Source organism: Haloechinothrix alba (assembly GCF_900188115.1).
Taxonomy (GTDB): Bacteria; Actinomycetota; Actinomycetes; order Mycobacteriales; family Pseudonocardiaceae; genus Haloechinothrix; species Haloechinothrix alba.
This window is the reverse complement of record NZ_FZNW01000001.1, coordinates 189,277-215,616: the sequence shown is the minus strand read 5'-3', so window position 1 is coordinate 215,616 and position 26,340 is coordinate 189,277. Positions and strand designations below refer to the sequence as shown.

26 protein-coding genes and 1 tRNA gene are annotated in these 26,340 nt (G+C 70.0%); 16 read left to right on the top strand and 11 right to left on the bottom strand.

The window, feature by feature from the left end:
- Window positions 1–86: 86 nt before the first annotated feature.
- The 3 genes from CHB84_RS01005 to CHB84_RS00995 all read right to left on the bottom strand — a co-directional run bounded on the left by CHB84_RS01005 (window position 87) and on the right by CHB84_RS00995 (window position 3,920).
- Window positions 87–1,418: a sensor histidine kinase gene (locus CHB84_RS01005; protein ID WP_089299658.1), complete on the bottom strand. Its 1,332-nt coding sequence runs from the start codon at window positions 1,416–1,418 to the stop codon at window positions 87–89.
- Window positions 1,419–1,522: 104 nt separating this feature from the next.
- On the bottom strand, window positions 1,523–2,068 hold the full coding sequence (locus tag CHB84_RS23950; protein WP_089299535.1) for a DUF1656 domain-containing protein: 546 nt from the start codon (window positions 2,066–2,068) through the stop codon (window positions 1,523–1,525).
- A 133-nt stretch (window positions 2,069–2,201) separates the two neighbouring features.
- Window positions 2,202–3,920: a sigma-70 family RNA polymerase sigma factor gene (locus CHB84_RS00995; protein WP_089299534.1), complete on the bottom strand. Its 1,719-nt coding sequence runs from the start codon at window positions 3,918–3,920 to the stop codon at window positions 2,202–2,204.
- A gap of 209 nt (window positions 3,921–4,129) precedes the next feature.
- Between CHB84_RS00995 and CHB84_RS00990 the strand changes: the two genes are divergently transcribed.
- From CHB84_RS00990 to CHB84_RS00980, 3 genes are all read left to right on the top strand, one after another.
- Window positions 4,130–4,202: transfer RNA gene (locus CHB84_RS00990), tRNA-Gly, on the top strand.
- Between the two features lie 82 nt (window positions 4,203–4,284).
- Window positions 4,285–4,689 carry a hypothetical protein gene (locus CHB84_RS00985; protein ID WP_141134539.1) on the top strand — a complete coding sequence of 135 codons (405 nt, stop codon included), beginning with the start codon at window positions 4,285–4,287 and terminating at the stop codon, window positions 4,687–4,689.
- A complete protein-coding gene (locus tag CHB84_RS00980) occupies window positions 4,679–5,149 on the top strand; it encodes a hypothetical protein (protein WP_089299532.1) in 471 nt (156 codons plus the stop codon). Before CHB84_RS00985 ends, CHB84_RS00980 begins: the two co-directional genes overlap by 11 nt.
- A gap of 27 nt (window positions 5,150–5,176) precedes the next feature.
- Here CHB84_RS00980 and msrA read toward each other — a convergent pair whose 3' ends face one another.
- On the bottom strand, window positions 5,177–5,818 hold the full coding sequence (msrA, locus tag CHB84_RS00975) for a peptide-methionine (S)-S-oxide reductase MsrA (protein ID WP_089299657.1): 642 nt from the start codon (window positions 5,816–5,818) through the stop codon (window positions 5,177–5,179).
- A 422-nt stretch (window positions 5,819–6,240) separates the two neighbouring features.
- On the opposite strand from msrA, the gene CHB84_RS00970 reads away from it, so the two are divergent.
- A complete protein-coding gene (locus tag CHB84_RS00970) occupies window positions 6,241–6,960 on the top strand; it encodes a hypothetical protein (protein ID WP_089299531.1) in 720 nt (239 codons plus the stop codon).
- A 51-nt stretch (window positions 6,961–7,011) separates the two neighbouring features.
- On the opposite strand, the gene CHB84_RS00965 is transcribed toward CHB84_RS00970, so the two are convergent.
- A complete protein-coding gene (locus tag CHB84_RS00965; protein ID WP_089299530.1) occupies window positions 7,012–9,186 on the bottom strand; it encodes a molybdopterin oxidoreductase family protein in 2,175 nt (724 codons plus the stop codon).
- Window positions 9,187–9,409: 223 nt separating this feature from the next.
- Between CHB84_RS00965 and CHB84_RS00960 the strand changes: the two genes are divergently transcribed.
- Window positions 9,410–10,168, top strand: a complete 759-nt coding sequence (locus CHB84_RS00960) for an SDR family NAD(P)-dependent oxidoreductase (protein ID WP_089299656.1) — start codon at window positions 9,410–9,412, stop codon at window positions 10,166–10,168.
- A 99-nt stretch (window positions 10,169–10,267) separates the two neighbouring features.
- Here the strand turns inward: CHB84_RS00960 and CHB84_RS00955 are convergent, their stop codons facing one another.
- Window positions 10,268–11,947, bottom strand: coding sequence for a TM0106 family RecB-like putative nuclease (locus CHB84_RS00955; RefSeq protein WP_089299529.1), 1,680 nt, complete (start codon window positions 11,945–11,947; stop codon window positions 10,268–10,270).
- 202 nt (window positions 11,948–12,149) lie between these two features.
- Between CHB84_RS00955 and CHB84_RS00950 the strand changes: the two genes are divergently transcribed.
- From CHB84_RS00950 to CHB84_RS00930, 5 genes are all read left to right on the top strand, one after another.
- Window positions 12,150–12,617 (top strand): DUF6474 family protein, encoded by a 468-nt coding sequence (locus CHB84_RS00950; protein WP_089299528.1) that lies wholly within the window; start codon window positions 12,150–12,152, stop codon window positions 12,615–12,617.
- 58 nt (window positions 12,618–12,675) lie between these two features.
- Complete coding sequence (locus CHB84_RS00945) at window positions 12,676–13,215, top strand: hypothetical protein (RefSeq protein WP_089299527.1); 540 nt, start codon at window positions 12,676–12,678, stop codon at window positions 13,213–13,215.
- Between the two features lie 97 nt (window positions 13,216–13,312).
- Window positions 13,313–14,125, top strand: coding sequence for a YcnI family copper-binding membrane protein (locus CHB84_RS00940; RefSeq protein ID WP_089299526.1), 813 nt, complete (start codon window positions 13,313–13,315; stop codon window positions 14,123–14,125).
- Entirely contained in the window at window positions 14,122–14,685 is a 564-nt protein-coding gene (locus CHB84_RS00935; protein WP_089299525.1) for a copper resistance CopC family protein, read from the top strand. The genes CHB84_RS00940 and CHB84_RS00935 overlap by 4 nt, the downstream gene beginning before the upstream one ends.
- 2 nt (window positions 14,686–14,687) lie before the next feature.
- Window positions 14,688–15,704, top strand: coding sequence for a CopD family protein (locus CHB84_RS00930; protein ID WP_245818476.1), 1,017 nt, complete (start codon window positions 14,688–14,690; stop codon window positions 15,702–15,704).
- Between the two features lie 141 nt (window positions 15,705–15,845).
- Here the strand turns inward: CHB84_RS00930 and CHB84_RS00925 are convergent, their stop codons facing one another.
- Window positions 15,846–16,736 (bottom strand): phosphotransferase family protein, encoded by an 891-nt coding sequence (locus CHB84_RS00925; protein ID WP_245818475.1) that lies wholly within the window; start codon window positions 16,734–16,736, stop codon window positions 15,846–15,848.
- Between the two features lie 10 nt (window positions 16,737–16,746).
- Window positions 16,747–18,132, bottom strand: coding sequence for a helix-turn-helix domain-containing protein (locus CHB84_RS00920; protein ID WP_089299522.1), 1,386 nt, complete (start codon window positions 18,130–18,132; stop codon window positions 16,747–16,749).
- A gap of 367 nt (window positions 18,133–18,499) precedes the next feature.
- Here CHB84_RS00920 and CHB84_RS23355 point away from each other — a divergent pair, with 367 nt between their 5' ends.
- The 4 genes from CHB84_RS23355 (at window position 18,500) to CHB84_RS00900 (ending at window position 20,706) form a co-directional block, all read left to right on the top strand.
- Window positions 18,500–18,838 carry a hypothetical protein gene (locus tag CHB84_RS23355; RefSeq protein WP_245818474.1) on the top strand — a complete coding sequence of 113 codons (339 nt, stop codon included), beginning with the start codon at window positions 18,500–18,502 and terminating at the stop codon, window positions 18,836–18,838.
- 7 nt (window positions 18,839–18,845) lie between these two features.
- Entirely contained in the window at window positions 18,846–19,220 is a 375-nt protein-coding gene (locus CHB84_RS23350; protein WP_425432253.1) for a hypothetical protein, read from the top strand.
- 284 nt (window positions 19,221–19,504) lie between these two features.
- The gene (locus CHB84_RS00905; RefSeq protein ID WP_245818473.1) at window positions 19,505–20,125 is read left to right on the top strand and encodes a TetR/AcrR family transcriptional regulator; all 621 of its coding nucleotides are present in this window, start codon (window positions 19,505–19,507) and stop codon (window positions 20,123–20,125) included.
- A gap of 20 nt (window positions 20,126–20,145) precedes the next feature.
- Window positions 20,146–20,706, top strand: coding sequence for an HD domain-containing protein (locus CHB84_RS00900; RefSeq protein WP_089299521.1), 561 nt, complete (start codon window positions 20,146–20,148; stop codon window positions 20,704–20,706).
- A gap of 82 nt (window positions 20,707–20,788) precedes the next feature.
- Here CHB84_RS00900 and CHB84_RS00895 read toward each other — a convergent pair whose 3' ends face one another.
- Window positions 20,789–22,009 (bottom strand): alanine racemase, encoded by a 1,221-nt coding sequence (locus CHB84_RS00895; RefSeq protein ID WP_245818488.1) that lies wholly within the window; start codon window positions 22,007–22,009, stop codon window positions 20,789–20,791.
- 129 nt (window positions 22,010–22,138) lie between these two features.
- On the opposite strand from CHB84_RS00895, the gene CHB84_RS00890 reads away from it, so the two are divergent.
- Window positions 22,139–23,452 carry a D-arabinono-1,4-lactone oxidase gene (locus tag CHB84_RS00890; RefSeq protein WP_089299653.1) on the top strand — a complete coding sequence of 438 codons (1,314 nt, stop codon included), beginning with the start codon at window positions 22,139–22,141 and terminating at the stop codon, window positions 23,450–23,452.
- A 27-nt stretch (window positions 23,453–23,479) separates the two neighbouring features.
- Here CHB84_RS00890 and CHB84_RS00885 read toward each other — a convergent pair whose 3' ends face one another.
- Window positions 23,480–24,145 carry an NAD(P)H-binding protein gene (locus CHB84_RS00885; RefSeq protein WP_089299520.1) on the bottom strand — a complete coding sequence of 222 codons (666 nt, stop codon included), beginning with the start codon at window positions 24,143–24,145 and terminating at the stop codon, window positions 23,480–23,482.
- 51 nt (window positions 24,146–24,196) lie between these two features.
- Window positions 24,197–24,844, bottom strand: coding sequence for a hypothetical protein (locus CHB84_RS00880; protein ID WP_089299519.1), 648 nt, complete (start codon window positions 24,842–24,844; stop codon window positions 24,197–24,199).
- A 419-nt stretch (window positions 24,845–25,263) separates the two neighbouring features.
- On the opposite strand from CHB84_RS00880, the gene CHB84_RS00875 reads away from it, so the two are divergent.
- On the top strand, window positions 25,264–26,340 hold the full coding sequence (locus CHB84_RS00875) for an HpcH/HpaI aldolase/citrate lyase family protein (RefSeq protein ID WP_089299518.1): 1,077 nt from the start codon (window positions 25,264–25,266) through the stop codon (window positions 26,338–26,340).

Genomic DNA, 26,340 nt, shown 5'->3' with positions numbered 1-26,340 from the left:
CCGCCCGTCAGGACCGCCGCACCGCCCCGCCGTTGAGCCTGTTCACCGGCGCGACCGCACTCGCCCCGCGCAGGCGGTGCCACCGCTCACACACCGTCCACGGGCGACATCGACGGCTTGGTGCTCCCCCGGCCGCCCGCCGAGCCGTCACGCTGGCCGGGCAGCTCCGGGGTCCCTTCCGGTTCACCGTCCTTGCCGACCCCGTAGTCCGGCAGGTCGGGACGCACCCCTGGCGTGAACTTCGGCACCCGCAGGGTGACCTTCATGCCGGCGTTCACCGCCGTCTCGACCACCAGCGCGTACTCGTCGCCGAACAGCTGCCGCATCCGCTTGTTGAGGCTGCCGAGGCCAACGTGATGACCGCTCGAGCGGGCGTGCGCGTTCTGCAGCTCGGTCAACTTGGCCGGGTCCATCCCGACGCCGTCGTCCTCGACGCTGATCACGGCCTCGTTACCGGCGTCCTCGGCGACCACACTGACGGTGCCGCCACTCGGTTTCTGGGCGAGCCCGTGCTTGACGGCGTTCTCCACGAGCGGCTGGATGAGCAGGAACGGCACGACGACGGTGAGCACCTCGCGGGCGATCTTGATGCGCACGTCCAGCCGGTCGTCGAACCGCGCCGACTCGATGGCGAGGTACCGCTCGATGTTGCGCAGCTCCTCGGCGAGCGTGGTGAACATGCTCGACTGCCGGAACGAGTACCTCGTGAAGTCCGCGAACTCGTGGAGCAGGTCGTTGGCCTGCTCCGGATCCTTCTCGATCATCGACGAGATCGTGTTCAGCGCGTTGTAGATGAAGTGCGGCGAGATCTGCGCGCGCAGCGCCTTGATCTCGGCCTCGTTCAGCGCGCGTTTGGACTCCTCCAGGCTGGCCAGCTCGAACTGCGTGCGGACGAACTGCGCGACGGCGTCGGCCATCTGCATCAGCCGCTGCCCCCTGCTGCGCCCCACGACGATCAGCACCGCCTGCGTGCTTCCCTCCACGATCAGGGGGATGACCACCGCCGTGCGCATCCGGCACTCGCCCCGTGCCGAGCAGAACAGGTTCTCGTGCGCGACGATCTCCCTGCGATGCCGCACACGTGCTGCGGTGATGGCAGGCTCGAGATCGACGTAGTGGTCGTTGGCCTCGCCGTCCCAGCTCTGCAGGATGCCGTGCCGGTCGGTGATCCCCACGGCCACGCACTTCAGTAACAGCAGCAGGTGCATGGTGATCCGGTCCGCCGCCGACTGGTCCAGCCCTTCCCGCAGGCCGGGAGCCGCGAGGGAGAGCCGGTGCACCGCGTCGAGCACGGCGTCCTCGGTCGCCTTGCCCGGACGCCGGGAACGTATCAGTACCCAGAGCAGCACAACGACAGCGAGCGTGGCGACGCTCCACGGGAGCACGAGCGAGGCCGGTACGCTGGTCACGACGTCAATGCTGGGCGGATTCGGCACAGATGACAAGAGCTTGGCTCACTTTGCGTGCCAGTTCGCTCCCTGTCCGTGGCTCCGCCCAGCCCGGAACGGGTTTCCCCACGGGGTCAGTCCACAGGCCGCAGCGGGCCGGTCGGGTCGGGAGCCGACCCGCGTGCGATGTCCTTGGCCGCGCGCGACATGTGCGCCCGGACGGCGAACATGCCGCGTACCGTACCCACCCAGCGTTCGGCAGGATACGGGTCGTACTCCGGCTCGGCGTCCTCGGCGACCGCCTCGGCCTGGTCGGTGTCACCGTCTTGCTCGCCGTCGCCCTCCCGCGCATCGCGCCTGCCGTGTGGGACGGGTTCGGGCTCGAGGCCATCGGTCTCGGCGACCACGGTCCACGGGCGCCGCAGGGCCCAACGCAGCGGGAAGAACAGCATCACAAGGGCGAGCGCCAGCAGGAACCAGCCCGGTACGTACACACCCTCCGGCATCCAGATCACCAGCGCGGCGATCAGCACCGCGAGAATCCCCAGCATCACGTACCCGGGCCGCGCCCCACCGGAGACGTCGTGCTCGAAGTCCTCGGCCGTGACCGGAGGACGCCACTCCATCTGGCAGCGTACCGACCACTCGCGGCCGTCGGCGCCCGTAACCACCCGGTCCATCGCGTATCCAGCTCCGTTCGCACTCGGTTGTCAGCACCTCACGCAAAGTACCGCGCCGCGATACATCGTGGCGAGGCCCGATCCGCATCGTGACCAGGCAAGCAGTCGGAATACTCCACTCGTGTGATCACGTTCAGTAGCCGAAATAGTAGTAACCGGACCCGTACTCGACATAGTAGTACTCCTCCTCGTAGTAATAGACCTCGTAGGAGCCCGGCTCCTCGCACGAACACTCCGGCGACGTGGGGTCATCGGCGGCGGAGCCGGCGGACCCAGGGTCCTGCTCGCCTTCGGGACGCACCTCGGTGCCTTCCTGGGGGGCTGCGTCCGCTCCGGCGGCCGGATCCTCTCCCCCGGTCTGTTCATCGGCCACCGAGCCGTCGGCGTCCTCCACCACGCGCACGCTGCCCGCGGTACCGTCCGCGCTCGCGGTAGCGCCCTGCTCGCCGCCGGCTGCACCCTCGGCGTTCGCCGTAGCGCCCTGCCCATCGCGCGTAGCGCTACGGGCTTCCTCGGGCACGCTCGGCCGTGACACGTCATCTGAACGCGTGCCGCTGCCGGCCGGATCGACCCCGCCGCCGCGCCCGGCGAGCTCCCCGACCGTGTCGCCGGCCTCGCGGGTCTCCTCGCTCACGCCCGGAGCGTCACCGGCCGCTCCGTCCCCGCCCGGCTCGCCGGGCTCGCCCGCCTCGCGCTGCCCTCCTCGGTGCGTGTCCCCCTCGGTGCCTTCCCGGGCGTCGGCTCCCCATGAACCGTCCGGCTCGTTGAGCTCCTCCGGACTCGGGGGGACGACGGCGTGCGAGCCGTCCCGCTCGCTCGTTCTCTCGGCGGTCAGCTCGGGAACTCCTTGCTGGCCAGGCAATCCGATGATCTCCGGCGGGGCACTGGACAGCTGCGCGGCTGCGGTGAAGCCGAACACCCCGGCGGCTGCTGTCGAGCTCACCGCGATCGCCACTTTGACGGGCACCCCACCCACGGCGTTCTGCACAGCGGCGCACGCCCGCACCACCTGCCGCCCGACCCAGGAGCCGGCAGTTGACGCTGCGGCATCGCCTGCGGCAGCCGCCACCGGGGCACTGGACGCCGTCGTCACGGCGGCAAGCGCGACGGCGTGCTCGCGCAGCGAGAAGGATACGTCGCGCAGCTCGTCGTGTCGGGTGGCGCAGAACGCACACTCGGCAAGGTGCCGCCGCACCCGGCGAGCTTCCGCGCCGGTCACGCTGCCCGCCGTGTACGCGCCGAGCTTGTCGAGCACATCCGCGCAGCCCGCGGACAGCCGGCCCCGCTCGTTCTCACTCAGATGCGCCTGGAGGTACGCGGCCCGTAAGCCCTGGCGTGCCCGCCGCGCCAGGGCGGCTGTCGCGTTGGCATTCAGCCCGAAGTTCGGCGCGATCACCGCGGGCTGCTCACCCTCGACCTCGGTCTGCCACAGCACCGCGCGCCAGCGCGCGGGCAGGCTCGAGAAGGCGCGGGTGATCAACGAGCGTTCGGCGGACCGAGCGATGCCGTGCTCGTAGCTCCCCGCGCGGCTGCTGAGCTCCTCGTCGGAGACCGGCACGTCGCGCGACGCCGCCTGGTGCTCCATCGCCACCCGCCGCGCCACGGTGAGGAGATACCCGCGCACCGAGTCCGTCGGTCCGGCGCCCCGCCGGACAGCCTGCAGGACGCGGAAGAACGTCTCCGACGTGATGTCCTCGGCCTCGCTGGCATGCCTGGTCAGCCCGCGCGCCAGCCGCCGCACGGCAGCGGCGTGCAGCTCGAACAGCTCGGAGAACGCGGCGTCATCGTCCCGCCGCAGCCTGCGCAGCAGGACCGCATCGTCGGACCGAGAAGCCGAGGACGTGGATGGCATCCCGTCGAGCACCTCCCCGCAGTACCGGTGGCTTACACTCCCGAATGAGTGGGCCGCGCGAACACAATACGGAGTGATCATGGTTACGTCACCAGGCTGTCGCTCAACTCGTTGTCGCTAACCCCATCAGGGTGGGTTACTGATCACTGAGCGTGCCGTATAGACTGGTAACCGCACGCGGTGCGGGACGCACCGTGAGTGCCGCACAGGCGGACGTAGCGCAGCTGGTAGCGCATCACCTTGCCAAGGTGAGGGTCGCGGGTTCGAATCCCGTCGTCCGCTCCGTCACCGCCCTCGCGGGCCTGATCCGGCCGCGCGGGGGCGTTCCTGTCAGCGCCGTCCGGCGCGACCCACCCTGCGGGTGGTGGATGGCCTTCCATGGAAGGCGGGGTGTCATATGGAGATCATCGGGTACTGCGTACTCCTCGCGGGGCTCGTGGCCGTCGTACTCGCCACGCTCACCCTTCGCTCGCTCCGCGCACGGCTGTCCGAGGTGGCCGCCGATACCGACGAGGTGGCCGGCCGCGTGCACGCGCTGCCCCCGGACCTTGTGGACTACCTGGGGGAGGGTGATCGGCTCGTACTCACAGCCGAGCTGCTCAACCCGGTGGAACTGGCCGCCGAGAAGACATGGGTCGCCAAGCCCATGTCGGCGATAACCCCGAACCTGTTGCGTGAGCTGGTCTACAAACAAGCCGTCACCCAAGTGCACAAGCAGCTCGCGCAGTCGAACATCGAAGCGGACGTGCGGGTGCACCGTGGCCGGTGAGCTCGCGAGCGGCACCGCACTGCTCGGTGGTCTCGTCCTGCTTCTCGCATCGCTGCTGCTGCTCCGTGAGTCGCTGCGGTTGCGCAGGCAGGCCGTCGCCGCGCAGCGGACGCTGCGGCGCACCCGCGCGGCCGTCGCCGAGATCGAACGTGTCCAGCATGCCCGCGACGAGGTGATCGGCTCGCCGGAAAGCGCGGACAGCGACGTGGTCAGGCGCTCCTACGACGTCATCTCCGGCGTTCCGTTCGCCCTGCTGGAAGCCACTCCCATGCCGAAAGGGACCGTCCGGCTGCTGCGCGACGCGCACGGCGCCGTCGCCAACAGCGTCTACAGCACGTTGTGGGGCGCCGGACGGACCATCATCCCGTCAGGTCTGCCCGACCTGTCCTCACAGCCCGGCACCGGCACCGGCACCGCGGACGGTCCGCCGTCGGCCGATGCGCCCGACAGGGCCGAGTGAGCCCGGGCGCCGCGCGCCCCGGACCGCTCACGGCACGCGGCAGGTCACCCCGGTACCGGCGATGCCGCAATAGCCGCCCGGCACCTTGTGCAGGTACTGCTGGTGGTAGTCCTCGGCATAGTAGAAGGCGTCGAGCGCGGCCGGCTCCGTCGTGATGTCCCCGTAGCCCGCCGCGCGCAACGCGGCTGCGTACTGCTCGTAGGAAGCCTCAGCCTCGGCCCGCTGCGTCTCATCGGTCCAGTAGATCGCCGAGCGGTACTGCGTACCCACGTCGTTGCCCTGGCGCATGCCCTGCGTCGGGTCGTGGTTCTCCCAGAATGCCTTCAGCAGCTCGCCGTACGCGACACGGTCCGGCTCGTACACCACGAGCACGACCTCAGCGTGCCCGGTCAGGCCGGTACATACCTGCTCGTAGGTCGGGTTGACGGTGTACCCGCCCGCGTAGCCCACCGCGGTCGAGTACACGCCCGGCAGCTGCCAGAACACCCGCTCCGCGCCCCAGAAGCAACCGAGCCCGAACACCGCCCGGCGCGTACCCTCCGGGAACGGCGGCACGATCCGCGCGTCCGGGTGCACGGCGTGGGTGGGCCGGACCTGTATCGGCTCGGAGCGTCCCGGCAATGCCTCCGAACCATCCACGAACTGCGACTTGTCACCGGAGAACGCCATGTGTTCACTCTGCCAGAACAACGGTCGGCGTCCCATCGGAGCGTTTCGCTGCATGAGCGTGTTACGGAGCGGCACCGGATAGTTATACCTACGTTACGCGTTCATCGCAGGTCGGGACCCGATAGCACAAGGCGGGCCAGGGCGTGCCGGTGGCCGAGCCGACAATTGCATCGTCAGTGCTCAATCGGGATGTTCTCGCGACAACGTGAACGATTTTCACCCGGTCGGCCGCCGGTAACGCCACGGCGGCGCACCTGCGCGCACATTGCACAATGGTCGAGGGCTTCCATAGCGCTGTGCGCGGAGAAGAACTACCAGCGACCTCCCGCGAGCCCACGGCCGACAACGCGGTCGCGCCGGCGGAAGCCAATACCACGCGGACCTGCGCGGCCGATGACGTATCCCGAAAGGGGGTGCCAGGCGTGACCTGGCGGGAGGAGCAGAACAAGCTCGACGATCCCGCGGCTGGCGAGGACGCCACGCCGCCTGCCCCCGAACCCGGCGACGTCGCCCCTGACGGCACCGGTGGCGGGTCGTCCATCAGGCGGTTCCTCGGCGGCGCGCTCGCCGTCGTAGTCCTCGCAGGAGCCGCGCTGGGCGCGTACGTCGTCTGGGACTCGGGCGCGCGCCGTGACGAGCCCATGCCGTCTTCCGGCGGGGCAGCGCGGGAGGAGCAGAACAAGCTCGTCATGCCGGACCTGCCGGGTTCGGCGGAGAAGGACAGCGGCATCGACTCGGTCGATGACCTCCCCGAGCTCAACTACCTCATCTCCCAGGAGATCGAGGTCTACCGGGAACACGCCGAGGGCGACGCGGACTTCCTCGTACAACGCCTCCCCAGCGGCAGCCGCGCGATCGTGCTGCTCGTCACGGCATCCAGCCCTTCGGACGCCGCCACGGCCGCCGAGGAGCTACGGAACATTCACCTCAGCAACGACGCCACCGAGGCGCCGGAAGCACCCCCGGGTGTGCACGTCACGGAGTTCCTCGACAACGGCCGCGAGCAGATCCGCGGGCACTACGGCAGCGACGACGTGATCGTGCGGCTCGAGATCCACAACACCAGCGAGCCCACGGTGGCTACGGCTGACTTCGAGAACGCGATCATGTCGCAGCTCGATGCGATGCCGACAGATGCCTAGCCCGTCATCCGCGGGCCGCCTCGCTACGGAGTAGCGGGGCGGCAGGCAGCGCTACCCGGCGACCGTCTCCCGCGCGTGTACCGCGACCGGAACACCCGTGATCGCGCCCGTCCCTGTCAGCTCGTCGACGAGGTACTCGTCGGTGACGTCGTTCATGCTCGCCCCGGGGTGCGCACCTGCCACCGACAGCCGGGCTCCGGGGCGATGGTGGCCCCAGCCGTGCGGAAGGCTCACCACACCGGGCATCATCGCGTCGCTGACCTCCACCGGGACGTCGATACGTCCGGCGCGGGAGGACAGCGTGGCGAGCTCGCCGTCTGCCAGCCCCCGTTCGGCGGCATCGTCCGGATGCATCAGCAGGGTGCAGCGCGGTCTGCCCTTCACCAGCCGCGGGCTGTTGTGCATCCACGAGTTGTTGCTGCGCAGCTGGCGCCTGCCGATCAGAACGAGCCCGTCCGGTGACGCGTTCGCCAGCCGCTCCCGCAGCCTGGCTACATCGGCGAGGTACTCCGCGGGTGCGAGCGCGATCGTCGACGACCTGCCGGGCAACCGGTCCGGTAGCCGGGACTCCAGCGGCCCGAGGTCGATGCCCTGCTGGCGCTCCCGCAGCTTGCGCAGGGACACGCCGTGGCGCCCTCTGCGCAGGCCGTGTGGACCGAGCCGCAGCCCGAGCGCGACGATCGGCTCCGGACCGAGCGCGCGCAGTGCCCGCCAACCGAGCCGGGCGGCCTGGCGCAGCAGCGCGTTGGCGGGGCGGAACAGCTGCGCGGCCAGCCCGATGCAGATCTCCCAGTCGTGCCGCTGGTCCGCGGCACGGCGGAACACGGCCTGCGAGTACCGGGCCGTGTTGCGAACCGCGTAGTTGGCCAGCGCCAGCGGGTAGTGCGAGCGCTCCAGCTGGCTGGTCGGCGGCAGGATCACGTCCGCATGCCTTGTGGTCTCGTTGAGGTACGGGTCGACGGAGACCATGAAGTCGAGCCGTTCGAGGGAGCGCTCGAGGCGCGCGCCGTTCGGGGTGGACAGCACGGGGTTGCCCGCCGATGTGACCAGCGCCCGGATCCGGCCGTCGCCCGGGGTCTCGATCTCCTCGGCCAGCACCGACACCGGCAGCTCACCACCGAACTCGGGAAGCCCACGGACCCTGCTCCCGTACCGCGCGAAGCTGCCCGCGTGGCCCGCCCACCTCGCCGCAGGTACCGCGTCGACGGCGGGCGTGGTGAACATCGCCCCACCAGGGGTGTCGAGGTTGCCTGCGAGCGCGTTGACTGCCACGAGCAGCCAGCCGTTGAGCCCGCCGAACTCCTGGGTGCAGGTGCCCACCCTGCCGTACAGGACGGCGCGCTCGGTCCCGGCGAGGTCGCGCGCCAGCCGGCGCGCCACTGCCGGGTCGACCCCGGTCACCTCGCTCGTGCGTTCCGGCGGGAAGTCCACTGCCGCCTCCCGCAGCCTGTCCAGGCCGGTCAGGTACTCCCCGAGATGCCCGGTGCGCACCAGCCGTTCCGTGAACAGCACGTGCACCAGAGACATGAGCAGCAGTGCGTCGGTGCCCGGCCGGATGAAGTGGTGCTCGCCGGTGAGCTCGGCGGTCTCCGTGCGGCGCGGGTCCAGCACGACCGCCCTTCCGCCGCGCCGGGCCAGTGCCTTGAGCCGCGTACGCATGTCGGGTGCGGTCATGATGCTGCCGTTGGACACGACCGGGTTGCCGCCGAGGCACACGAACAGGTCGGTCCGATCGATGTCCGGTACCGGCATCAGCAACTGGTGCCCGAACATCAGGTAGGCGGCCAGCATGTGCGGGAGCTGGTCGACCGAGGTCGCCGAGTAGACGTTGCGGGTGCCGAGACCGCGGAAGAGTACCTGCCCGTAGGTGAGCAGGCCGAGGTTGTGCGCGGTGGGGTTGCCCTGGTACACGCCGACGGAGTCACGGCCGTGCCGTTCCCGGATCTCCCGCAGCCTGCGACCGACCAGGTCGAAGGCCTCCTCCCAGCTCACCTCGGTCCACCGGTCGCCGTCGCGCACCATCGGCTGACGCAGCCGGTCGGGGTCGTGATGCAGGTCCGCGAGCGCGGTGGCCTTGGGGCAGATGTATCCGCGCGAGGCGGGATCGTCCGGATCTCCGCGCACCTCGAGGACGCGGTCGCGGTCGACCGCGACGGTGATCCCGCATCCCGCCTCACACAGCGTGCAGGTGTGCCGGTGAACGTCCTGCCGCGACTGCACGGACATCGCCACCTCGATCGCAGATTGTTGGCATACTGCTAGCAACCTAACGCACCCTCCCGACGCGGCGGAATGCTGTATGACGCTTTCCGTCCGCTGAATGGACGGAAAGCGTCATACAGCACCACCTGATGCGGGAACGGTAAGCGTTCGTTAACCTCTCGAGCATCGGCTCGCCGTGTCGGGCGTCGACAACGCAGGAACGTCATTCGAAGGGAAGGCCAGCAGCATGGAACTCAGCCAGACAGCGGCGATCGTCACCGGCGGCGCATCGGGTCTCGGTGGTGCGACGGCCACGGCACTCGCGGGCAAGGGAGCGCGCGTGTTCGCGCTCGACCTCGCCGAACCCATCGCCGCCGCCGAGCGGATCGACGGCATCACCTACGTGGAAACCGACGTCACCGACCCGGAGCAGGTGCAGGCCGCCGTCGACACGGCAGCGGGCGCGGGCGTGCCGCTGCGCACCGTGGTCAACTGCGCGGGCATCGGCCCGTCGGCGCGCATTCTCTCCAAGAAGGGCACCCACGACCTCGACCTCTTCCGCAAGGTCGTCGAGGTGAACCTGATCGGCACCTTCAACGTCACCACACTCGCCGCCGAGGCCATCGGCAAGACCGAGCCGCTGACCGACGAGCAGCGCGGCGTCGTGATCAACACCGCCTCCATCGCCGCCTATGACGGCCAGATCGGCCAGGCCGCGTACGCAGCCTCCAAGGGCGGCGTGGTCGGGTTGAACCTTCCCGCAGCCCGGGACCTGGCCTCGGCGGGTATCAGGGTGCTCACCATCGCTCCCGGCATCATCGACACGCCGATGCTGGCCACGGTGGGCGAGGACGTCCGGGCCGGACTCGCCGCCGGCGTGCCGTTCCCCAAGCGTCTCGGCCGTCCCGACGAGTACGCCCAGCTGGTCCTCGACCTCGTCGGCCACGACTACCTCAACGGTGAAGTGATCCGCCTGGACGGCTCGCTGCGGATGGCACCGCGCTGATCGGGCCTGCCCACACCCGACACGGCCTGCCGACGGGCCCGACACGGGGTTCCCGCGTGCCCGGCACAGGGTGCCGGCAGGCCTGGGGCGGTAACCCGGCTACAGGTCGCGCATGTGCGGGATCTCGGTCATGGCGGAACCGGACATCCACTCGCGCAGGGCGGCGGTGGCGCGCACGTCGTCCTCGTTGTAGCGCATCAACCGGTCGCGCTGCGCGACGTCCGGCGCCTCGCCCGTCATCCCGACCGCTTCCCGGTACCACTGCATCGACGCCTCACCGCTGGCGTCCGGATCGCGCCACGAGAAGCCCGCGAGCGGGGCGACCACCTTCAGCCCCTTGCCGCGCACGCACAGGAAGCTGTCCGAGACCGTGCGGAACAGGTCCACCCACTCCTCGGACTCCACGAACGACTTGACCTCGGCGATCTCGGGCACTCCCGGCAGGCCTGCGAAGCGCTCCGCCGACGACAGCAGCCACCGGTTCTCGGCGCGCGCGTTGTAGCAGTAGGCCCTGAAGCTCAGCCCCTGCCGGGCAGCCCGGGCGCGCACGTCCGAGAACCACGCCCAGAACTCGGCGAACGAGCGGGCCTCGTCCTCGGTCGGGAGCGGGTCCCATGTGGAGAAGGCGTGGTACCCGTGACGGAGACCGACGTCCGCGCCACCCAGCAGCGCGCCCCACAGATACGCACCTCGGTCGGAGTAGCTCTCCATATCGACGTCGACCTCGACATCGGCACGCTGGACGCGCAGCGCATCCACCTTGCGCACCACGCTGTGGCCACCCAGCCATGCCTGTGCGAGCGCGATGAGGTGCGCAGGGTCGTTACCGTTCAGCAGGGCAGGCTGCGCGCCGCTCGGGTCGAGCGCAGCGAGCTCGTCCACCGTCGTGATCCCCGCCCTGCGCAGCTCGACCGCGTCGTCCCCGCGCACCACGAGGCTCACGTCCCGCGCGGCGAGTAGCTCCCGCTCGCACAGCGACCACCAGGGGCAGCTACGGCATTCCAGGATCCGCGACGGCTGCGCGAGGGGTTCCTCCTCGTGTGCGGCCGCACTCGCCACGGCGAACCGGTCGGCGAAGCGCCTGCCATACTCCTCGCGCGCGCTGAGGCCACCGGGGAACGTGGCGGCGTCCAGGTCGTGCCAGACCGTGACGTCCGTCTCCATCCCGATCACCCCGCCACGTGAACGGTCCGGCTCGGCGTGGCCCGTCACCCGCAGCAGCTCCCACAGGTGCGCCAACCGCAGCTGGTCACGCGGCTGTGAGCGCAGCTTGCGTGCCGGGTCGAGGCGGGCGTTGTCCGGGTCGAGGTCACCGAACGGCGTGGTGTACACGGGGTTCGAAGCCGTACCGGGATCGCTGATCTTGTGCCGCACCACGATCACCGGTACGTACCCCGCCCCCGTACGGACCAGCAGCTCGGCGCCTCCTCGCCGCCCCCCTTCGGTGTCCGGTGGCAGCACGGCCCCGCACACGTACGCCGCACCTGCCTCCAGCGCGGCCACAGTGGCCGCCACGCGCTCGGCCGCGGGGACGCCTTCCGGCACGGTCACCCAGTGCGCGCCGCGATGCACCGCCCGCAGCCGCTCCGCGACGTCCCTCCTGTGCTCGGCGGCGTCGACGATGCGCTGCCGGGTGCCCGCGTCCGTCGGCAGGCGCTCGTCCTTCGGTACGTTCGGGTCGTGTTCGAGGTGTACCCGCCTGCGGCATCGCGTCACCGCGACGGCATCGAGCAGCACGGGCACCCGCCCCGCCGCCCCTCGCGCACTATCCGAACACATATGCCCAGCTTAGGCGTCGGGGCCGACGTGAATGACACGCGCGGGTAGTACCGCACCCGTGCCGGCCGCGCCGGTACCGAGTACGTTGGGCACTCCAGCAGGCTTGATCAGCCGTCCGGTGCGGACGGCACCGGGCCCTGCCCGGAGGGTCACGCGGAAGTCAGCCGGGCCGTACAGGTATCGCACACGAGGTGGCACGTCGATGGGGCACAAGAACAAGCCCGAAGCACCCGAACCACGCATCACACCGGCGAAGGCGCGCAACGCCATCGGTGTGATCAAGGTCATCGCACCTGTCGTGATCCCGGTCCTCGCCCCGCTGGCGGTACGCGCGGCGTCCGCACTGCGCGAGGCATACGACCGGTTCCGCGCCCGCAGGCTCGGGGTCAGCATCGACTCGATCGGGGAGTTCTCCGGGCGCGGCGCTCGCCTGCACGCCCGCATCAGCGGCATCGCAAGGGAGCTCGCCGGGCTGCGGGAGAGCGCGGCAGGCGACCCGGACCGTGTCACGTTCGCCGAGCAGTCCGAGGCGACCCTGAGGCAGCTCACCGCTGCCGTACGCGCGGCCGAACGCATGCCTGCCGCCCGGCGGAAGGCTGCGCACGCCGCGGTGGCTCACGAGCTCGACGCCATGGAGAACGAACTGCTGCACCGTCTCGGCGTGGCCTGACCGGCCAACGGGACGTCCCGTGCCACGCAGCCCGAGGCCGGACGCATATGCTGGCCGCGTGGGACGAGGGCAGGCCGAGCACACGTCGGGAGGTATCCGGCGACCGCTGCTCGCCGCGAGTGCCGCGACACTCGCGGCCTCGGCCCACGCGGCAGGGGGTGGGGGACTCCCGGACGCCTCGATCACCGTCGTGCTCCTCGGCCTCATCGCCTGGGTGGCGGCCTCGCTCGCGGACCGGGTGCGCGGCGTGTCCGGCGCGCTCGTGATCCTGGGCGCCGCGCAGCTGGCGATGCATGTCGGGCTCACGCTTCTCGCAGGCCATTCCGGCCACGTGACCGGCTTCGACCCACGGGCCATGCTCGCCGCGCACGTCGTGGCGACGGTCCTGACCGCCCTGCTGCTTCCCGGGGCCGCGCACGGGCTGGCCGTTGCCCTGTCCGGGCTGCGCGGGCTGCTGCCCGTCGCGATCCCACCGGTCCCGCCACTACCTCCCGCGCGGGGACGACCGGCAGTCGTCACCCCCGCCGGCCCACGTCCGATCGTCGAGGTGCACTTCCGCAAGGTGTGCACCAGGCGCGGCCCACCAGTGCGCTCCTGACGCACGCGACACCATCCCGCTGTCCCGGCCGGATGTACCGCCGGAACGCCGAAGCGGTCGCCCGGGCAGCCCGACTCACCCAGTCAGGAGTATCACTATGTCGATAAAGCACACATCGTTCCGCGCAGCCGTGCTCACCGCTACCGTCTCGATCACCGGCTTGCTGGCGACCGGCACGGCCGCGGCACATGTCACGGCACACAGCTACGGCGACCGGCCGGAGCAGGAGGGATACGGAGCGATCACGCTCCGGGTGCCCAACGAGGAGGCCGATCGCGGCACGACCGAGGTGGCGATAACCATCCCCGAGGAGTACTCGATCACCTCCGCCCGCACCAAACCCGTACCCGGCTGGTCCGCCGAGGTACGCACGGACGAGCTGGCCGAGCCGATCGACGGCCCGCACGGCAACGAGGTCGACGAGGTGGTCACCCGGATCGTCTGGCAGGCCGAGCCCGGCAACGAGATAGCCGCGGGCACCACCGAGTACCAGGAGTTCGCGTTCACGGTGGGAACGCTGCCCTCGGACGTCGACGAGCTCGTCCTGCCAACCGCGCAGACCTACGAGGGCGGCGAGGTCGTCGAGTGGGATGCCCCTCCGCCCGCCGAGGGTGCGGACGAGCCCGCACACCCCGCACCGGTCGTCCCGCTGGCCGAACCGGGGGCATCGGGGCACGGCCACGACAACGAGCCGGGCACGGAGAACGACAGCGCGGACAGTGCGGACAGTGCGGGCGAGGCCGCGGGCGAACAGGCCACCGACAACGCCGCCCGCTGGCTCGGCGGTGCCGGGCTCGGACTCGGTGCGCTCGGCTTCGGTGTCGGCATCGGCGCGACCGTGCGCGCACGCCGCGCAGGCGGCACCTCCACCGGCGGGGCAGCGAACGAGGGCAGCGGTGAAGCACGATGAGCGCGGTACGTACGGGCACGCTCGCCGCGCTGGTCGCCGCGTGCGCGGTACTCGGCCTGGCGACCCCGGCCGCGGCGCACAACGTGCTGGTCTCCTCCGAGCCCGAGGACGGGGTCAGCCTGGACAGCAGCCCTGAGACGGTCACGCTGACGTTCGACCAGGCCGTCCAGGACAGCGATGTCAACCAGATCGCGGTGACCGGGCCGGACGGCGAGCAGTGGGTCGATGCGCCTCCGGATGTGGACGGCAACGAGGTGAGCGTCCCGCTCGGCGAGCTCGGCCCGGCAGGCGAGTACGTCATCGGGTACTACGTCCTGTCCGCGGACGGCCATCCTGTCGGGGACGAGATCCCGTTCACGCTGACGGCCGAGGAAGCCGGCACCCCGCACGCAGGCGACCCGGCAGGCGACGAGCGGGGTGACGACTCCGGGGACGACGCCGAAGGGGCAGCCGAGGACGGCGACTCCGGGGTCGGCATCTGGGTATGGCTCGTGGGTGCCGGCGGTCTCCTGGTGATCGGCATTGCCCTCGCCCTGCGACTGGGCAGGGGAACCGGCTGAACGTGCCCGCGAGACGGACCGCACCCCGGATCCGTGCGGCGATACCGATCTACGCGGCCGCTGCCACATTGGCCGGAGCGCTGATCGGTATCGCCGCCACCGGCGCGGGCGCCACGAACGGCATCATCGACCCGCCTGCAGCGGTACTGGTCGGCGTACCGGTGGCTCGCGCGCTGCTGGCCGTGGCTGCTGTGGCCACGGTCGGCCTCTCGCTGCTACCCATCCTGGTGCGCGACGAGCGGGTATCTGCGACCGAACCGGTCCTCGCCGTCGCACGCCGGGCGGCGATGGTTACGGCATTGCTGTGGGCGACGTGCGCGATGGTCGTGCTGGTCCTCCAGGTCGCCGAGCTGCACGGCACGACCACCGCCATCGGTGTCGGCGACCTGCGGGAGTACGCGACACAGGTCGCGGGGGGCCGCGCGCTGGTGATCGTGGCCGCGCTCGCCCTGGCGCACGTCGCGCTCGGAGCCGTGGCCGTACGCGCCGGCGAGAAGGTACCCGCCGAGGCGCGAACCGGGTTGGCCCTGTTCGCGCTGCTTCCCCTCCCCGTCGCCGGGCACGCGTCGACCTGGGACCGGCACGAGTACCTGCTGATGGCCGTCGAGCTCCACGTACTGGGCGCCTCCGCATGGGCAGGCGGCCTCGCCGCGCTGCTCCTGCTGGCAGGCAACCGCAGGCTGCTCGCGACCGCGGTCCCGCGTTTCTCCGTGCTCGCGACGATCTGCCTGCTGCTCACCGCCGCGACCGGGCTGGCGAGCGCGTTCGCCGCGCTCGATCAACAGCCCGCGCTCGGCCTCACGGCCGCGCTCGGCACCGGCTACGGGCAGCTGGTGATCGCCAAGGTCCTGTGCCTGGCCGCGATCGGACTGCTCGGCGCCCGACTGCGCTTCCGGCTCGTCCCGCGCATCGCACGACACGTCCCGACTGCGTTCGCGAGCTGGGCGGGCCTGGAGCTGGCACTGATGGGGCTGGCGTTCGGTTTCGCTGTCGTGCTCAGCCGGACAGCGGTATCCTGAGACGGCTGTCGGCGGGCTCGCGACATGATCTCATCACTGTCAGTGAACACTTCGGTTCTACCGATCGCACCGCGAAATCGGGACGTACGGAACAAATCAGAAAGACGCCGAACGGCAGTCACCCGTCTGTGACCGGCATGGTCAGCGGTACCGCTCCCACCGGGTTCCCTGGCGCCCGTCCCGCAGATCCGCCAACCTCCTGTGCAGCTCGGCACGGACCTCGGGCTTGCTCCGTAGGATCGGCAGCACGCTGGTGGTCAACTTGAGCTCCCGCGCGGCGCGAAGCACATCGAACCCCTCCCAAGCCATGACGTCGAACCCGAATGCGTCGGCCAGCGCGCGGTAGTCCGCCATGCTGTCGCCGAAGCGCCGCACTCCGACCGCAAGCGGAACCAGGTCCCATTCCGGCGGGCCGACACTGGCGGAGTCGAAGTCACACAGCACGGGACCGTCCGGTCCGACGAGTACGTTTCCTGCATGGGCGTCCCCGTGCACGAGGGCTGTCGCGAGCGGGAACTCGAGCCGGCGCAGCGCGTCACGCACCGAGGCACAGTGGTCCTGAAGGAACCGGCGATCGCCGTCGTCGAGCTCCTCCGCGTCGGCGATCCTGGCCTGCACGTCGTCGAGCGGGTTCCATTGCGGGACATGCGGCGGCACGGGCAACGAATGCATGCTTCTCAGCAGCTTCCCCAGCTCGCCCGCGGTGGCCCGGCGCCCGGGCTGCTCGACCTTGCGCCACACCGTGGCGAGGTACTGCCCCACGACGATCGGCTGCTCGAACCCCGGGTACAGGCGCACCGCCGGGACCCCGTGCGCGGCAAGGTGGCGCGCCACGGCAACCACCTTGTACACACGATGGCGCAGCCCGTGCGACCCGACGATGCGCACCACTGCGGGTGCGCTTTCCAGCGCGTACACCGCGTTGTTGGTGAACCGGACCAGCCGGGCTCCCCGGTGGTCGAGGCCGAGCCGTGCACACACCGCCACGAGTGCTTCATCCAGCTTCTCCCTGGTGAAGCGGGCTCGCCGCACGCCGCTCGGGCTAGGCTGCGTAGAAATCGTTGATGCGCTCCACAAGGTCACGAGCGTCGACGTTGTTCGCCCTGCGCTCGGCTTCCTTCTTCATCGGCTGCATCCGGTCGCGCACCCGCTTCGATTTCAGACCCTCGGCAGCGTCCAGCGCGGATCGTCCCACCCGTGAGCCATGGTCAATGTCACCCTCCAGCAGGTGGTTGGTGGCCAGCGAGCTCAGGTTGAAGACCTTGCTCCGCGCCATGTCCTCGCCGTAGTTCTCCACCGCCCTGCTCAGCGCCGGGATCGCGTACTTGGTGTGGGACCGGTCCACGGTCTGCGCGAGCACGGTGTGCACCGTCCCCACCATCGCGTGCACGTCGGTCTCGTTGAAGAACTGCACCCAGGACTCGGCGCTGGCCAGGTCCGCGCGGGCGAACTCGTCGCGCGTCCTGCCCAGCAACTTCGACGCCTGCTCGGCATTGCCGAGCAGCGCGTAGGCCCACGCCTCGTTCGCGCACAGCACAGCAACGGCCAGCTCGGAACCGGACTCCTGCGCAGCGATCTGCCCGAGCTGGAACAGCTTCAGCGCGTCGTTGGCCGACTCCTGGTGCAGGTACACCCGGCCCATCCGGTACAGCACGTTGGCAACGAGCGGGTCGCTGCCGCCCTGCTTGGCCAGTTCCAAGGCACTGGAGAAGTGCCCGCGCGCCACGTCGACCAACCCGGTGTCGAACGAGGTCCACCCCGCGACGCTGTGCAGGTCCGCGAGCGCGACGAACAAGCGGGAGCGCACTCCTTCAGCGCCTCCCGCGGTAAGGAGCTGCTGCCCCCAGGACAGCTGCGCGACAACGGCATCCCGGCAGAAGCCGCCACCGTACTGGTAGTCCAGCGCACGCAACGCCCGTGTGGCTGCCTCGACCTGGCGCACGTCGGCCATGCCGATCCGGCCCGGTGCGGGTGTCGTGGCCGGGCTCGCCGCCGCAACGGGCCCGGATTCCGTTCCCAGCACAGCGGCGCCCATGGTGACCTGCGCTGCGTGCGCGAGGAACCTGCGTCGTTTCACCGACTCGTCCTCCTCGGGCTGCTCGTCGGAGCTTTCGGCGCCCGCTCCGACGACACTCACTGCTGTCGCCTCGTCGTACGCGAGGCCCATGTACCCGCGTGGAACCCCGAGGCCGTCCGCGATCCGTGCGAGCACGTCATAGGCGATGACGTGCCTGCCCTTGAGGATCTCCGAGACCTCGGACTGTGACTGGCCGGTCAGCGCCGCGATCTGACGCTGGGACACGCCTTCCTTTCTGAGCAGCCGGTACACCACGCTGACGTCCCTGTTCGCGAGTGCGTCACGCATCTCGCCGGACTCCCAGACTTCAGCCTTGATGGGATGCCCCAGATCGGTATCGCTGTCGCCCATATGCGGCCTCACTACTCCATCGGGCTTCGGTGTTGCAGCGTAAGCATCCCCATTGAACCGCGCGAGGCGGCAAATGTGGAGCCTGATCGGTCGAAACGAATTCAATCGACCGCTTACCGGTGAACTTCTGCCGGTCGGCGCTCATCACTCCCGATCAAGCCGGTTACCCATCAATGTAGGAAGTAGCCCTCCGTCAGCACCAGGGTCGCCGGGAGCCACCAGGCGGGCCACCAGGCGGACCGCGGACGGGAAAGGGCAGTTTGACAACTTCACACGCAGGACAGCTGTGCAGTCGCGGAGCGAATGGTCACGCCGCACCGGCGGTGCAGACCACCAGCATTCGACGAAGAAGGGCGGAGTTTGGCCGATGGAGCTCATTGATTCGATCGCCACCGGATACGCCGGGCCCGTCGGCGGCCAGGGCGGGTCCGCGCCCACCGGAACCATCCCACCGGCAGGCGTACCCGACGGGCTGGTCCATGACGGCGACGGGATGCTCCGCAGCAACGAAGGCGACCACACCGTGTGGCGCGTGCAGTGTGGTGACCTGATCAACCGTGGCCGCTGCGTCACGGTCTACGTCGACGCGGGCGAAGTCGTCGTGGCCTGCCCCCCGGGCGAAACCGCACGGATGTCCGCGGAGCAGGTCGGCCGACTGCAGGTGGCACTCAGTGAAGCGACGCGGCTGGCAGAAAGGTACCGGTGAGTACGCCGTGGATCAGATCCTTGGGCAGATTCTCCGCGAAGCCGTGTGGGAGCGGCTGGACATGCTCTCCGAGCTGGCCGAATGCGCGGACACCGCCTCACTTGCCTCAGCGGCTCAATCCGAGCTTCCACGTCTGGCTGAGGGATGGCGGTCCATCCTGCGCACCCATGAACCCGATGAGCGCGGAGACTGCCCCACCTGCTCCACCCGCTGGCATCGCAGCAAGGCACCGTGCACGGTCTGGCAGGCCGCGCACGAGCACCTCGTCGCCGGCGGGCTCGCCCCCGAACAGACCCGTAGGAGGCCGGCAACGGCGAGTGGCACGGGTCGACACGCACTCCATGCATCGGCCCCGCATACGACCGGTGCGGGAGCGCACTAGCCGCTGATCCCCGCCTGACGAAGGCCCTCAAACTCCGCGGGCCGGTACTGCGCACCCCCTCCCCCGACCGGTACCGGCCCGCGGTCTTCCACTCCTCGGCACGAGTCCGCGCCGTCACCAGCAGGACGGCACGGGTCTTTACGTCCGATATAAGTATGACTTTGCGTAACGCTTACTTCCGGGTAACATAAAACACTCGATCGCGAGTAAGTGTTGTATCGGGTACCAGCGAGGAGTGGTTCGTGTCTCAGGTGCAATCGGCCCCCGTCGGACGGTCCGCCCCGGTGCCTCCTGAACCCACGCCGTTTCGCAGGCAGCCCGTCCAGCAGCGCAGCGCCAAGCGCGTGACGCTGATGCTGGATTCCTGCGCGGAGCTGCTCGACGAGGTCGGCTACGAGACGCTGTCCACAACGATGATCGCGCGCCGGGCAGGCGTGGCCGTCGGCTCGCTCTACCAGTTCTTCCCCGACAAGCGCGCGGTCGTCCAGGCACTCACCCAACGCAACTTCGAACGGTTCCTCGAGGTCGTGCGCGAACGTCTCAACTCGGTCGACCACACGCACTGGTGGGACGTGGTCGACTCGCTGCTGGACGTCTACGTGGCCATGCACCGGGAGGTGCCGGGCTTCGCCCAGGTGCATTTCGGCGATGTCGTGGACGTGCACCTGCTCGACGAGCAACGGGACAACAACGCCGTCGTCGCCGACTCCATCGTGGCGCTGCTCGATGAGCTGCTCGACCTGCCACCCGAACGCGTCACGCTACCGATCAGCGTGGCCGTGGAGGCGGGTGACACACTGTTGAAGTACGCCTTTCGTCGCAACGCCGAAGGTGACCAGCAGATCGTCGACGAGACCAAGCATATGATCAAGGAGTACCTGGCCAGCCGCTTCGGCGAGAAGTAACCACCTCCGGGGAGAACCACATGGCCGACTCCGATGCCGCCCTTGCCGCGTTCGGCTACGAGCTCGGCGTACTCAAGCGGATGAGCCGCGCCGGTTGGTGGCACGCCGGGGTGCGGGATCCGGAGTCGGTCGCCGAACACAGCCTGCGTGCCTCCCAGCTCGCCGCGCTCCTCGCCGCCGAGGAAGGGGCCGATCCGGCCAGGGCTGCCTACCTCGCGCTGTGGCACGACACCCAGGAGGCGCGCACGGGTGACCTCCCGCGCGCCGCACTGCCCTACGTGACCAAACCCGACGCTCGCCGGATCACCGACGATCAGACCAAGGCGCTCTCGGCCGCTGCGGCGAACACCGTGCGGGCTGCGGTCGACGAGTACGAGTCGGCGAGCACGCCGGAAGCCCGCTGCGCGCGTGACGCGGACAAGCTCGAGATGCTCCTGCAGGCCGTGGAGTACGCCAACAGCGGAGTCAGCCAGGTCGACGAGTGGATCGCCACCGCCCGTAAGGCGCTGTCCACCGACACCGCGCGCCGCATCGCCGAGGTCGCACCCGAGGTACCGCCGTTGTCCTGGCGGGACTACTAGCTGCCCGTCAGGGACGAGCCGAAGGGCGCCTCGGGTGCGATATGTGTACCGAGGGGGACCTTCGGCTGGCCCTCGCGCGGGGTCAGCCGAAGCTCATCCCCTCCCCGCGGTAGGTCGGCACGGTGCGCACCGGATCGTCGCCGGCCAGCACGTGGTACTCGTTGAATCGTTCGGCCAGCTCGCCGGCCTTGGCGTGGCGAAGCCACACCCGGTCGCCGACGGCCAACCGCCCGGCGGCACGTCCCGTGACCGGGGTCTGCACCTCCCCGGCCCCCTCGACGCCACGGAACCGCAAGCCCGCAGGAAGGTGCGGTGTCGGCAGCCGGGACGGCCCGGCCTCGCCGGAGGCGACATAGCCGCCGGAGAACAGCGTCGCGACCCGCCTCGCGGGCTTACGCACCACCGGCAACGCGAACAGTGCGGCCGGGCGCGGGCGGAACCGGGAGTACGCGTCGAACAGTGCGGGACCGAGCAGACCCGATCCCGCGGCGAGCTCGGTGACCGACTCATCGGCCCGTGTCGTCTCGAAGCTGCCCGTTCCGCCACCGTTGACGAACTCCAGCGGGCACACCTCGCGCACCGCGCGTACCGCGGCCGCGCGGCGGGCAGCGAGCTCCCGTGCGGAGCGTTCCTGCATCCGCCGGACAACCCCCGCCCGCAGCGGGTTACCACTCGCGTCGCCGACCCCGGCGATCTGCCCCTCGTAGCCCATCAACCCGACCAGGCGAAAGCCCGGGCGCGCGGCGACGAGCCCGGCCAGCTCCGCCGCCTGCCGCGGGGTGACCACCGGGGAACGACGGCTGCCGATATGCACCCCTGGCAACGGGCGCCACGAGACGTCGAGCTCGATGCACACCCGGACCTCCTGGCCCGCCGTCCCCATCCTGCGCATCGCCGCGTCGACGAGGTCGAGCTGCGCCGGTGCGTCGATCATCAGCGTGACGTGCGGCCGCGCGGCCGGATCGGCGGCGAACCGGTCCAGCGCCCGCGCATCCGCCGTGGGGTAGCCCACGAGAAGGTCGTCACTGACCCCGTTCCCGTACAACCACAGTGCCTCGGTGAGGGAGTAGGACAGCACGCCCGCGGTGTGCGGCGCGGCGAGGGCGCGCTCGAGCAGGTACCGGCAACGCACGGACTTGCTGGCCACCCTGATCGGGAGCCCGGCGGCCCGGGCGCCCAGGTCATCGAGGTTGGCGTCGAAGGCGTCCCGGTCCACGAGCGCCAGCGGGGCCTCCAGATGGCACGTCGCCGCCTCGTACCGTCTGCGCGCTGCCACACCGCGGTCGCCGTCTCCACGCATCATGCTCACATCCCGTACCGTACGATATTGTCGGACTTAATGCGAATATCTTTCACATATTCGTTCCCGACAGCGCGCCATGACCGGCTGGTCAACGAGCGCCCGATCAGGTAGGAAACCCCTGTGCACGAGGTGACGTGGAGAAACTGGGCAGGCACGGTACACGCGCACCCCCGAGCGGTGCACCGGCCACGCTCGACCGAGGAGATAGCCGACGCGGTCACGAACGCCGCCAGGGGTGGTGAGCGCATCCGTGCCTGGGGCAGCGGGCACTCGTTCACCGCGGCCGCAGCCACCGACGAGCACGCCATCGACCTGACCGCGTACACCGGCGTCACCGACGTGGACATGCATGCCGGGCTGGTGACCGTGCGCGCAGGAACGACATTGCGTGAGCTCACCACGATCCTGGACGCCCTCGGGCTCGCCATGGTCAACCTTGGCGACATCGACGCCCAGACCATCGCGGGTGCCATCTCCACGGGTACGCACGGCACGGGGGCATCACTCGGCGGGCTGGCCACCCAGGTCGCCGCGCTCGAGCTGGTGCTGTCCGACGGATCGGTCGTCGGCTGCTCGCCTGCCGAGCGCCCCGACCTGTTCCAGGCCGCACGGGTCGGGCTCGGCGCGCTCGGCGTGATCAGCACGGTCACGCTACGCTGCGTCCCGGCGTTCACCCTCGAAGCGAGCGAGCGCCCGGAGCCGCTCGAGGACGTGCTGGACGGCCTCGACGAGGACATCAGCGGCAACGACCACTTCGAGTTCTACTGGTTCCCGTACGGACGCAACGCGGTCGTCAAGCGCAACAACCGGATCTCGGGCTCGCAGCGGTCCCGCCCGCTCGGCCCGGTACGCGAGTTCGTGGAGTACGAGCTGGTAGAGAACCGTGCCTTCGGCGCGCTGTGCCGGCTCGGACGGGCGGTACCCGCGCTGGTGCGGCCGATCGGCGCGGTCACCGACCGGATGCTGTCCGAGCGCCGGTACAGCGACCGGTCGCACCGCGTGTTCGTCAGCAGGCGCTCGGTACCGTTCGTGGAGTCCGAGTACGCGATCCCGCGTGCCGCGCTCGGTAACGTGCTCGCCGAGCTCCGTGCCGTGGTGCCCCTGCTGCGCGACCCGATCGCCTTCCCCGTCGAGGTCCGGGTGGCCGCCGCCGACGACATCTGGCTGTCCACCGCCTACCAGCGTGACTCCGCCTACATCGCCGTCCACCAGTACGCAGGGATGCCCTACCGGGAGTACTTCGCGGCATTCGAAGCGATCGTCTCGGCTGCGGGCGGCAGGCCGCACTGGGGCAAGCTGCATTCCCTGGACGCCGATGCGCTGCGGGAGCGTTACCCGCGCTTCGACGACTTCCGCGAGCTGCGCCAGCACCTCGACCCGGACGGCGTGTTCAGCAACGCCTACACCGACCGAGTCCTCGGCCCGGTCGGGAGCCGAAGGTGACAGCGGGCTCCGTCTATGGAGCCGCTGTCACCTTCGGCTCCTCGTCACCGCGCGAACTGCCTCCGCGACCGGGGTCTCGCCCGCGACCAGTTCCAGCGTCATCCCGGCCGTCTCCGGCGCGTCCAGCAGCGCGCGCAGCACGCCGGCCACATCGTCCCTGGAGACCTCCCCGCGGTCGACCTGCTCGGCGAGCCACACGCGGCCGGTGCCCTGCGCGTCACCGAGCCTACCGGGGCGCAGGATGGTCCAGTCGAGGTCGCGGGCACGCAGGTCCTGTTCGGCCGCGGCCTTCGCGCGCAGGTACGCCGCGAACACCTCACCGACAGCGGGATCATCGGCGCGATCCAGCGCTATCGCGCTGATCTGCACCAGCCTGCGCACACCCGCGCGCTCGGCGGCATCGGCGAGCAGGACGGACGCGTCGCGGTCGACCGTCTCCTTCCGTGCCGCCCCGCTGCCCGGGCCCGCTCCCGCGGCGAACACCGCCGCGTCGGCGCCGGTCAGGATCGCGGATACCTCGTCGACGCCTGCACCCTCGAGGTCGCAGACCTCGCTGGATGCACCGACCGCGGAAAGGTCATCCCGGTGCGCCGGGTTGCGGATGATGCCGCAGACCTCGTCGCCACGCTCGCACAGCAGCCGTGCCAGGCGGAGACCGATCAAGCCGTGCCCGCCCGCGATCACTACACGCATGGATCTCACTCTAGCGAGATGAGCACGCGTGCGCGCTGCCCGGGCGTGCCGTCACTCGGCTGCCGCAGGCACGTCCGCGGACTCCAGGACCTGCTCGTAGGCGAGCTCGTTGATCCACCGGGAGATCGGGTCGACGCCCATCATGACCCGGTCCACGCTACCGGCGAGATCCCGGCTCACCCCGTCCTCGCCGTCGAGGGTGAGGATCGACAGGCCGTAGGCCCGCGCCCGGGGAAGGCAGTTGGTCACGTAGTCGTGGGTGAGGGCAGCCTCGCCCGGCAGCAACATCGCGGCGTCGAAGTAGCGCGCGAACGGCACGGCCCAAGCCAGCGCCGTACGCCAGTGCCGGGTCACGGTGAGCACACCGCTGATCTCCACCGCCGGGGCGGGTGCCACGTCTGCCATCTCCGGCCAGGTCCACGTCGCAACCGTCGTACGGTCGATCACCGGCTCGTACCCGGTCGCGATGCGCTCGGCATGCGCGTCGGGGCGCAGCCGCGCCACCAGGTGCACCTTCCTGCCGAGCACGCGCATCTCCGGCAGAACCTCGCCGCCCCAACCGAGCTCGGCGGCGGCCTTCTGCGCCACCAGCCGGGTGTCGTCCGGGAGGGGACCCGGCGGGACGACTCGGTTCGGGCACGCACCCTGCGAACCATCAGTGACCGACGTCGATCCTGTGTGTCCAGGTGTCACCGCCACGAAGTTCAGCCTCCTCGTATCTTGCCGCTCGGCGCACGCGCACCGCCCGTGCAACTGGGCGTGCGAGCGCTTCTCCCTACTGGCTATCAGGGCGTGATCGGTTGCGTCTGCTCCTCGCGCTCGACATGCGACCGACGGCAGTGAGCGGTCGGTGACCGGTCGACGAGCGGTACACCCAGTTCAGTCCGACGGTACGACCAGACGGGTGACGACATACCGGTGATCGGCGAGCATTTCCGTCCCCACCGCCACGGAGAGCAACATCTGTCTGACCCTGTGGCGGGAGGAGACGGCCCACTCCACGACCTGGCGTCACGATTGGGAGGTGACGAACACCGCTGCCGACACCCCCGCATGAACTCGCCGACGGGATCTAGGGTGAGCGGTAACCACACCTGGCGCCGCAACACGGAGGTTCCATGCGCTCACCGAAGGACTTCTTCACACCCCTGGCCCTGGGTGCTCCTGATCCCGTCCGGGAGATCCCGTTGCGCCCGTCCCGGATGATTCACTTCTTCGACCCGAGCAACGAGAAGATGCGCGCCAAGGCCGGCGATATGGCTCGCGACGTCGACGTGCTGCTCGGCAACCTCGAGGATGCCGTGCCCGCCGACCACAAGGAAGCGGCGCGCAACGGGCTGGTCGAGGTCGCGAAGTCGACGGACTTCGGGGACACGCAGCTGTGGACGCGGGTGAACAGCCTGGACTCTCCCTGGGTACTGGACGACCTGATCACGCTGGTCACCGAGGTCGGTGAGCAGCTCGACGTGATCATGGTGCCGAAGGTCGAGGGGGCCGAGGACATTCACTACGTCGATCGCCTGCTCGCCCAGCTGGAGGCCCGCGCCGGGCTGCGCAGCCCCCTGCTGGTGCACGCGATCCTGGAGACGGCGAGCGGCGTGGCCAACGTGGAGGAGATCGCTGCGGCGAGCCCCCGCATGCAGGGTATCTCGCTCGGGCCGGCCGACCTCGCCGCGAGCAGGAGGATGAAGACCACTCGCGTCGGTGGCGGGCATCCCGGCTACCTCGTGCGCACCGACCCGGCCGGTGAGGACGTCACCCAGGGACGCACGACCTACCAGCAGGATCTGTGGCACTACACGGTCGCGCGGATGGTCGACGCCTGCGCCATGCACGGGATCCTGCCGTACTACGGACCGTTCGGAGACATCCGCGACGTCGTCGGCTGCGAGGACCAGTTCCGCAATGCCTACCTGCTCGGCTGTGTGGGCGCGTGGAGCCTGCACCCCAAGCAGATCGCGATCGCCAAGAAGGTCTTCTCCCCCGAGCCCTCCGAGGTGGCTTGGGCGCGCAAGGTGATCGCCGCGATGGGTGACGGCACCGGAACGGTGATGATCGACGGCAAGATGCAGGACGACGCGACCGTCAAGCAGTGCCGGGTGGTCGCCGAGCTGGCCGAACAGCTGGCCTCCCGTGACCCGGAGCTGGGTCAGGCGTACGACGAGGCGACCAAGGAAGCGATGGCCGATGACTGA

Coding starts and splice junctions, on each gene's coding strand:
- CHB84_RS23950 (WP_089299535.1), bottom strand. CDS start 2,068: ATGGACCGGGTGGTTACGGGCGCCGACGGCCGCGAGTGGTCGGTACGC.
- CHB84_RS00995 (WP_089299534.1), bottom strand. CDS start 3,920: ATGCCATCCACGTCCTCGGCTTCTCGGTCCGACGATGCGGTCCTGCTG.
- msrA (WP_089299657.1), bottom strand. CDS start 5,818: ATGGCGTTCTCCGGTGACAAGTCGCAGTTCGTGGATGGTTCGGAGGCA.
- CHB84_RS00965 (WP_089299530.1), bottom strand. CDS start 9,186: ATGTCCGTGCAGTCGCGGCAGGACGTTCACCGGCACACCTGCACGCTG.
- CHB84_RS00960 (WP_089299656.1), top strand. CDS start 9,410: ATGGAACTCAGCCAGACAGCGGCGATCGTCACCGGCGGCGCATCGGGT.
- CHB84_RS00955 (WP_089299529.1), bottom strand. CDS start 11,947: ATGTGTTCGGATAGTGCGCGAGGGGCGGCGGGGCGGGTGCCCGTGCTG.
- CHB84_RS00950 (WP_089299528.1), top strand. CDS start 12,150: ATGGGGCACAAGAACAAGCCCGAAGCACCCGAACCACGCATCACACCG.
- CHB84_RS00940 (WP_089299526.1), top strand. CDS start 13,313: ATGTCGATAAAGCACACATCGTTCCGCGCAGCCGTGCTCACCGCTACC.
- CHB84_RS00935 (WP_089299525.1), top strand. CDS start 14,122: ATGAGCGCGGTACGTACGGGCACGCTCGCCGCGCTGGTCGCCGCGTGC.
- CHB84_RS00920 (WP_089299522.1), bottom strand. CDS start 18,132: ATGGGCGACAGCGATACCGATCTGGGGCATCCCATCAAGGCTGAAGTC.
- CHB84_RS23355 (WP_245818474.1), top strand. CDS start 18,500: ATGGAGCTCATTGATTCGATCGCCACCGGATACGCCGGGCCCGTCGGC.
- CHB84_RS00900 (WP_089299521.1), top strand. CDS start 20,146: ATGGCCGACTCCGATGCCGCCCTTGCCGCGTTCGGCTACGAGCTCGGC.
- CHB84_RS00895 (WP_245818488.1), bottom strand. CDS start 22,009: ATGATGCGTGGAGACGGCGACCGCGGTGTGGCAGCGCGCAGACGGTAC.
- CHB84_RS00885 (WP_089299520.1), bottom strand. CDS start 24,145: ATGCGTGTAGTGATCGCGGGCGGGCACGGCTTGATCGGTCTCCGCCTG.
- CHB84_RS00875 (WP_089299518.1), top strand. CDS start 25,264: ATGCGCTCACCGAAGGACTTCTTCACACCCCTGGCCCTGGGTGCTCCT.